The following is an 8056-nucleotide window of genomic DNA, read 5'->3' as shown; positions in this document are numbered from 1 at the left end:
ACTGCTCCACTTGCTGATCCTACGAAGTCACCTTTTGTTACTTGTAATACTTGCTCTTTCATATTTTTCATTCTCCCCTCTTTTTCTTTTGTTACAAAGTTTCTATTATACTAATACGCTTGATAGAAATACGATTAATGCTGTTAATACTACTGCTCCACTTGCTGATCCTACGAAGTCACCTTTTGTTACTTGTAATACTTGCTCTTTCATATTTTTCATTCTCCCTTCTTTTTCTTTTGTTACAAAGTTTCTATTATACTAATACGCTTGATAGAAATACGATTAATGCTGTTAATACTACTGCTCCACTTGCCGATCCTACGAAGTCACCTTTTGTTACTTGTAATACTTGCTCTTTCATATTTTTCATTCTCTCCTCTTTTTCTTTTGTTACAAAGTTTCTATTATACTAATACGCTTGATAGAAATACGATTAATGCTGTTAATACTACTGCTCCACTTGCCGATCCTACGAAGTCACCTTTTGTTACTTGTAATACTTGCTCTTTCATATTTTTCATTCTCTCCTCTTTTTCTTTTGTTACAAAGTTTCTATTATACTAATACGCTTGATAGAAATACGATTAATGCTGTTAATACTACTGCTCCACTTGCCGATCCTACGAAGTCACCTTTTGTTACTTGTAATACTTGCTCTTTCATATCATTTATCCTCCCTTTTCATAAGTTATCTATATGTAATTTCTAAGAAATGTTTATTTCATAGTTTTTATGTTAACGTTACATTAAATTTGATAACGTAATGTTTGTAACATTAATGTAACATAACTATTGTTACGTTGCAATATAATAACATAAAATTTATTACACTTTTTTTACGTTTTTTATAACAATCCCCAAAAACCCTTATTTAATGCACTTTTCACTAAGCTCGCGTTTGTAACATTCGTGTAATATTACAGTCATAAAGTGAAATATAGTCATCCTCCTCTCTATTTTTGTTACAAACAGTTTATTTAGTGACACTAAACCTATCTAATCTTTACTTACTTTTAATATGAGATAAAATACCGTCTTTCCAAGATAAGTTTATATGTTTCCTCTATATAACTATGTATAATAAAAACAAAGAGGTGGTCATTTTGAAATTAATCGCATTAGATATGGATGGTACACTACTATCATCTAATCTTGAAATCTCCAAAGAAAACCTACAAGCAATCCAAACTGCACAAGAAGCTGGTCATATTGTAATGATTTGTTCTGGTCGTGCGAAAGAGGATGCTTTAAAGCTATTGGAAGAATATAAATTATCTCTTCCAGTCGGAGCAAGCAATGGGGCTATTGTTTATGTGGATGGAAAAGTAATTAACTCTCGTTGTATACAAAACGACAAAGTGTACAAACTTGCAAAATTACTAGAATCTGAAGGTTTCCCATATAAGCTATATACGAATAAAGGAGTTTATTCTCCATATACATGGCAAGATCAAGTGATGCAAGCGTTCGAAGAAAATAAGCATGCGCTAGATGTTACATTAGAGGAACTTGAACGAATTACAGAAAAGCAAAAGAAATCGAACCTAATTACCGATTTCAAAAAAATAGAAGATGTTGTAAATAACCAAGAACTAGAAATATCTAAATTCTTCATTTCAACATTTAATGCAGCGCATCGCGCACAGCTATTAAGCGTGTTACAAGAAGACGCTGATATTATGGTTACAGCATCAGCTCCTACTAACTTAGAAATTATGGATAAGAATGGACATAAAGGAAACGGGCTACAGCAGATGGCAGCTCATTTTAATATCCCTATTGAAGATACAGTTGCTATTGGTGATAATTTTAATGATGTACCAATGTTAGAAGTAGCAGGCTTATCTGTTGCAATGGGCAACGCTGAAGAAGATGTAAAAAAACTATGTGATGTTGTAACATTAACAAACAATGAACATGGTGTTGCTCACGCAATCGAGCAATTTGTATTGAAACAAACTTCATCTAGTAAATAAAAAAAGGACTCTTTCCATTTGAAAGAGTCCTTTTTTTATACATGATGACAAGAAACAAAATGATCATCACCAACATTACGAAATTCTGGTATTGTTTTTTTACAAACATCTGTTGCAAACGGGCAACGTGTATGAAAACGACAACCCGAAGGTGGATTTGCTGGACTTGGAATATCCCCTTCTAATATAATTCGCTCTCGCTTCACTGTTGGATCTGGTATTGGAACAGCTGATAACAATGCTTTTGTATAAGGATGTAGCGGATTGGTAAATAACTCATCACGCGGCGCCGTCTCCACAATCGTACCTAAATACATAATTCCGATTTTCGTACATAAATGTTCTACTACACTTAAATCATGTGAAATGAATAAATAAGATAATCCCTTTTTCTCCTGTAACTCACTAAATAAATTAATAATTTGTGCTTGGATAGATACATCTAGTGCCGCCACAGGTTCATCAGCTACAATGAATTCTGGATTTAATACCATAGCTCTTGCTATTACGATACGTTGACGTTGTCCACCAGAAAACTCATGGGGATACCTGTCAATATGATAAGGAGCTAAGCCACATAACTCCAATACTTCAATTACCTTTTCACGAACATTTTCTTTCGTCGCTAATCCGTGGGCCAACATCGGCTCTCCAAGTGCTTCTCCAATTCTCATTCTCGGATTTAATGAGCTAAATGGATCTTGGAAAACGAGCTGCATATTAGGGCGATGTTTTCTCAATTCATCCTTGGATAAAGAATGAACATCTTTCCCTTTAAACTTCACTTCCCCCTCTGTTTTTTGAACGAGACGTAAAATTGTTTTTCCTATCGTTGTTTTTCCGCTCCCTGATTCGCCAACGAGACCAAACACTTCGCCTTTATTAATAGTAAAACTTACTCCATCAACTGCTTTTACATGTCCGATCGTTCTACTAAATATGCCACCTTTAATTGGAAAATATGTCTTTAGGTTTTTTACCTCTAATAATGGTTCACTCATTGCTCCGCACGCTCCTCATATAACCAGCAAGCTACTTTATGATTTTCATCATTTACATTTAGATTTGGGACTTCTTTTTCACATATTTCCATACAATGCTCACAACGCCCGCTAAAGTAGCAAAACTCACCTAAACCAACTAAATTTGGAACTTGCCCTGGAATAGAATATAGTTTATCTATTCGTTTTCCCATTACTGGTTTTGATTTCAATAATCCTTTCGTATAAGGATGTTTTGGATTTTGGAATATCTCTAATACTGGAGCTTCTTCAATAACTTTCCCACCATACATAACGACAACGTAATCAGCCATTTCTGCTACGACACCTAAATCATGTGTAATTAATAAGATCGACGTTTTAAATTCTTCTTTCACTTGTCTTAGTAAATCCAATATTTGAGCTTGAATCGTAACATCAAGAGCTGTTGTTGGTTCATCTGCAATTAATAACTTCGGATTACAACTAAGCGCAACAGCAATCATAATACGTTGTAACATCCCGCCGCTCAGTTCATGCGGATAAGAATGAACAATTTCATCAGCACGGGCTATGCCAACTTTACGAATTAACTCAATTGCTTTCTTATATGCTTCATTTTTACTAAGTAATTCATGCTCCCTTAGCGTTTCTACAATTTGCTCACCTACAGTGAAGACGGGATTTAGCGATGTCATCGGTTCTTGGAAAATCATCGCAATATCATTGCCTCGTAAACTACGAAGTTCTTTCTCTTTCATTCCTAAAAGACTTTTTCCTTCATATAAAATGTCTCCACCTACTACACTGCCAGATTCAGCAATAAGTCCCATAATAGATAACGCCGTTACACTCTTCCCGCAACCAGATTCACCTACAACACAAACAGTTTCACCTTCTCGAACAGCAAAACTAACATGATTCACAGCTTTTACTGTCCCTTCCTCCGTTTGAAAGTGTGTTTGTAAGTCTTTTAGCTCTACTACCGCTCTACTCATACCTTCTCACCTACCGTCTCATCTTTGGATCTAACGCATCACGAAGTGCATCACCAAGTAAATTAATTGATACAACTGTTATAAAGATTGCAAAACCAGGTGGAATCCATAACCACGGACGCTTTTGGAAATCAATTAATGAGTTAGCTGCGCTAATCATGTTCCCCCATGATGGCGTAGGTGGGACGACGCCGAGACCTAAGTAACTTAGTGCGGATTCTCCCAAAATAGAACCTGCAACACCTAATGTAGATACGACAATTAAAATGGGTAAAACATTAGGTATTAAGTGATATATAATTTTCCGGTAATCTTTTATTCCTAACACATCCGCAGCTTGCATAAATGCTTGCTCCCTAAGTGATAAAATTTGCCCTCTTACAAGGCGTGCAAGCCCTGGCCAACCTACTAAACTTAAAATAATCATAATGACATATAAACGATAATCAGACGGTACTTTCCACTCTGATAAAATCGCACCCATTATAATAAGTAACGGTAATCCTGGCATCGACATTAAAATATCTGCAAGCCGCATAATAATATTGTCCACAATACCACGATAAAAACCTGCAATCGCTCCTAATACAGCTCCTAGTATCACTGATAAAACCATTGAAGCTATGCCGATAGTTAATGAAATCCGTCCCGCTTGCATTAGTCTCGTTAAAATATCTCTTCCTAATTGGTCTGTACCAAGCCAATGAGAAAAACTAGGTGGTTTGTTAATTAGTGCAACTTGTATTTTCCCTGATGCATATGGTGAAAAGAAAGGACCAATAAAACAAAATAAAAACATAAAAATTAATGCATACAATCCTACGAGTGCCATCTTATTTCTTTTTATCTTTTTAAGAGCCTGTCGCCACGGTGATGATTCATTTTCCCTTTTCTTTTTTTCTTTTTTCTCTGTAATCGCTGTAACAGTTTCCATCTCATTCCCCCCTTACTTCAACCGAATACGTGGATCAACAACTGCATATACAATGTCTGCGAAAAAATTCGAAACAATTGTTAAACAAGAAAGAAACATCGTAAATGCCATTAACACTGTATAATCGCGGAAATTTAATGCCTCTAATTGAATACTACCAATCCCTGGCCAGTTAAAAATTTGTTCAATAATAATCGCTCCTGAAAACAAACCTGGTAATTCAAATGCTAATAACGTAATTGCCGGTAATATTGCATTTTTTAATGCATGCTTATAAATAACCGTCTTCTCCTTCAAACCTTTCGCTCTTGCTGTTCGTATGTAATCTTGTCTCACAACCTCTAACATACTTGTTCTAAAATAACGAGTTAGCGAGCCGACCCCAAGAAGTGTCAAAATAAATACTGGTAAAATCATATGTTTTGCAACTTCTATCACGTAAGCAAATCCTGTTGAATTACTGCCAACATCAATCATTCCACCTATCGGCAATAATTTAAGATCCACTGCGAACACCTTAATTAGAAACAAACCAATAAAAAATGAAGGAAATGACATTGCCGCAAAGATACCAATTGTTACAAGCTTATCGAATAAAGAATGTTGCTTCGTCGCCGAGAATACACCGATAATAAGTGCAATTAGCCAAATAAAAAATAACGCAATAACTGCTACACTAAAAGAATTCCAAATAAATTTATTTAATAATGATGTTACAGGTTCTTGATATTGAAGCGAGAAACCAAAATCTCCTTGCAATGCATTACCTAACCAATGAAAATAACGTTCAATAATTGGCTTATTTAATCCATACAATTCCCTAAGCTCTGCTGCTCTTTGTGGTGTAATCTTAGGATTTGAATCAATATAATCCCCCGGAAGAAGTGCAAACAGGAAGAAAATAACAATTGATGTTCCAAATAGTGTAGGAATCATTTGTAACAACCTACGAACGATATACGTCTTCACCCTTTTCCTCTCCAATCTTATGCTTAAAATAGAAGAACATTTTTTCGAATCAGCATATTACTAGCTGAATGAAAAAATGTCTTCTACTTATACATTCTTCTCGTTATTTTTCAATAGATAATACTGGCGAGTTCGAACTAATACTGTCATACTTCTCAGGATCAATTCCTTTAATGTTTCCATTGTAAGCTGTGATGACTCTACGATAATTCAATAAAATTACTGGCGGATCATCACTTAATTCTTTGTATAGTTCTTTATAAATCGGTTTACGTTTTTCAATATCTACAGTTTCAAGTCCCTTTTTAATTAATGCATCTACTTTTTCATTTTTATATCCTAGGGTATTATCATCACCATCCGAGGAGTAGCCACCTACAGTTTCACTTGGATCTGTTGTAATTGGTGTTGCAACAGAAGCTAAATCATAATCTCCTTTTTTTACTTTTGACAGCATCGTATTAAAGTCCATAAATTCAGGGTTGAATTCAACGCCTAATTCTTTATAGTTCTCTTTTGCAATCGGAATAAATAAATCACCGTCTTTTGCCGAGCTTGCACCATAATACGTTAATTTAAGCTTTTGACCATCTTTTTCACGAATTCCGTCTGAACCAGCTTTCCATCCAGCTTCATCTAATAATTTCTTCGCCTTATCTAAGTTATATTCGTACTTATTAATCCCCTCTTCTGTATAAGCCCAAGATGTTGGATGAATTGGAACATTAGCTACTGTACCGTATCCTTTAAAAGCTGTATCTACATACTTTTTACGATCCAAACCATAAATAAGAGCTTGACGAACTTTCTTATCTTTTAAATACGGTTTTTTACTATTCATTCTTATATAACTAAATGAAGAAGCCGTCTCTATTTCAACATTTGCAAACTGCAAACTCTTCACTTGTTCTAAAATTTCATCCCCATAACCTACTCCTGTATAATCTATCTCACCTGTTTGGAATAATTGGAACTTGGTATCCGGTGAAGTAATTTTATAAATAAAGTTTTGAATTTTTGGTTTACCTGCATAATAATTTTCATTTGCTATAAAACGAACTTCCTGTCCTGGTATATACTTTTCGAACTTATATGGCCCCGCAGCTATCGGTTTTCCATATAACTCTTTTAAATAATCTAAACTAGTATTTTGTTTATACTCTTTTCCATAATAAGCTTTCGATAATACTGGACCACCTAAAGCAATTAGCGCTTGTGAGTTAACTTTTTCAGTCGTAATTTTAATTGTTTGTGGATCAACAACTTGAATTCCTTCAATAGACGTCGCTTTTCCTTCTTTATATTCTTTTCCACCTTTAATTACATATTGTGAAATATCATCGCCGCCTTCATATGCTTTATCATGTAGAAGTGTTAATGTAAATGCTACATCGTCGGCAGTTAATGGAGATCCATCACTAAATTTCAAGTCTTTACGTAAATGAAATGTATATGTTAATTGGTCTGAAGAAACATCCCACTTCTCAGCAAGATCCGGTATCGGTTTTCCTTGTTTATCTGTTGTAACAAGAGAAGCAAATATAACCGATGTCACATTACCATCCCAACCATTCTCTTGAAAGTAAGGTAAGAAAACTCCCCCAGGCTTGGAGATACCTGAAATAAAAGTATCTTTTCTATTTTTTGCCTTATCAGGCACCTTTGTCTTATCTGTAGCAGCAATCTTTTCAACTTTTACATTTTTTAAATCCTGTTGTTTAACCGGCTCTGTAGAAGCCGAGTCCTCCTGTCCCCCACAAGCAGACAACACAAGCGAACTACTCATTAATACCGAAAATATACCAGCCCATTTTTTTGTCTTTTTCTTCATTGTCCCCACCCTAACTTTTTATGATTATACCCTCTGAACGAATTACCTTATGTATGCCTCCCACAGCACTTTTATAGCCAATCGGAAAAGTCGGTTTTAATCGTAAAAAATAGATGTTTTTGAGGGGTAACAATCTTATTCCGACCTTTCCGGTAGACTTTATGGTTATTAGCTTATATCGTTCAGTATATTTTGTCAATTCTTTCTAAATAAATTCTTTTAGAATTTTCCCAAAATTATCACTCTACATTTATACTTTAAGAAAACCCAGCTATAATTCGTATTAAAAACTTAAAAATCTACTTCTATTCCTTCAGCATGAAACATAAAATACTAATAACCAATTACCAAAAAGGGGGCGAAAA

General features: G+C 34.8%; 11 protein-coding genes. 1 reads left to right on the top strand and 10 read right to left on the bottom strand.

Annotation, left to right across the window (positions count from 1 at the left end; genetic code table 11):
* The 5 genes from AC1Q8L_RS28040 to AC1Q8L_RS28020 form a co-directional block, all read right to left on the bottom strand.
* Positions 1-62: DUF3948 family protein (locus AC1Q8L_RS28040; protein WP_048520052.1), on the bottom strand; the 62-nt coding region annotated here is incomplete at its 3' end.
* Positions 63-105: 43 nt separating this feature from the next.
* A complete protein-coding gene (locus tag AC1Q8L_RS28035) occupies positions 106-222 on the bottom strand; it encodes a DUF3948 family protein (RefSeq protein ID WP_001984868.1) in 117 nt (38 codons plus the stop codon).
* 34 nt (positions 223-256) lie between these two features.
* On the bottom strand, positions 257-364 hold the full coding sequence (locus AC1Q8L_RS28030) for a DUF3948 family protein (RefSeq protein WP_000664237.1): 108 nt from the start codon (positions 362-364) through the stop codon (positions 257-259).
* A gap of 43 nt (positions 365-407) precedes the next feature.
* Complete coding sequence (locus AC1Q8L_RS28025; protein WP_001984868.1) at positions 408-524, bottom strand: DUF3948 family protein; 117 nt, start codon at positions 522-524, stop codon at positions 408-410.
* A 34-nt stretch (positions 525-558) separates the two neighbouring features.
* The gene (locus AC1Q8L_RS28020) at positions 559-666 is read right to left on the bottom strand and encodes a DUF3948 family protein (protein ID WP_000664237.1); all 108 of its coding nucleotides are present in this window, start codon (positions 664-666) and stop codon (positions 559-561) included.
* A 440-nt stretch (positions 667-1106) separates the two neighbouring features.
* Between AC1Q8L_RS28020 and AC1Q8L_RS28015 the strand changes: the two genes are divergently transcribed.
* Positions 1107-1979, top strand: a complete 873-nt coding sequence (locus AC1Q8L_RS28015; RefSeq protein WP_000766424.1) for a Cof-type HAD-IIB family hydrolase — start codon at positions 1107-1109, stop codon at positions 1977-1979.
* A 35-nt stretch (positions 1980-2014) separates the two neighbouring features.
* Here the strand turns inward: AC1Q8L_RS28015 and AC1Q8L_RS28010 are convergent, their stop codons facing one another.
* The 5 genes from AC1Q8L_RS28010 to AC1Q8L_RS27990 all read right to left on the bottom strand — a co-directional run bounded on the left by AC1Q8L_RS28010 (position 2015) and on the right by AC1Q8L_RS27990 (position 7691).
* The gene (locus AC1Q8L_RS28010) at positions 2015-2980 is read right to left on the bottom strand and encodes an ABC transporter ATP-binding protein (RefSeq protein ID WP_001294500.1); all 966 of its coding nucleotides are present in this window, start codon (positions 2978-2980) and stop codon (positions 2015-2017) included.
* Positions 2977-3957, bottom strand: a complete 981-nt coding sequence (locus tag AC1Q8L_RS28005; protein WP_000085615.1) for an ABC transporter ATP-binding protein — start codon at positions 3955-3957, stop codon at positions 2977-2979. Before AC1Q8L_RS28005 ends, AC1Q8L_RS28010 begins: the two co-directional genes overlap by 4 nt.
* Positions 3958-3967: 10 nt before the next feature.
* A complete protein-coding gene (opp4C, locus tag AC1Q8L_RS28000; protein ID WP_098311642.1) occupies positions 3968-4891 on the bottom strand; it encodes an oligopeptide ABC transporter permease in 924 nt (307 codons plus the stop codon).
* Between the two features lie 12 nt (positions 4892-4903).
* Positions 4904-5860 (bottom strand): ABC transporter permease, encoded by a 957-nt coding sequence (locus AC1Q8L_RS27995; protein WP_000860745.1) that lies wholly within the window; start codon positions 5858-5860, stop codon positions 4904-4906.
* Between the two features lie 103 nt (positions 5861-5963).
* Positions 5964-7691, bottom strand: a complete 1728-nt coding sequence (locus tag AC1Q8L_RS27990) for an ABC transporter substrate-binding protein (RefSeq protein WP_000730655.1) — start codon at positions 7689-7691, stop codon at positions 5964-5966.
* Positions 7692-8056 lie beyond the last annotated feature (365 nt).

This window comes from Bacillus sp. GW823-FHT06A11, assembly GCF_058795355.1.
Note: the sequence above shows the minus strand (reverse complement) of the source record. Positions and strands in the feature narration are given on the sequence as shown.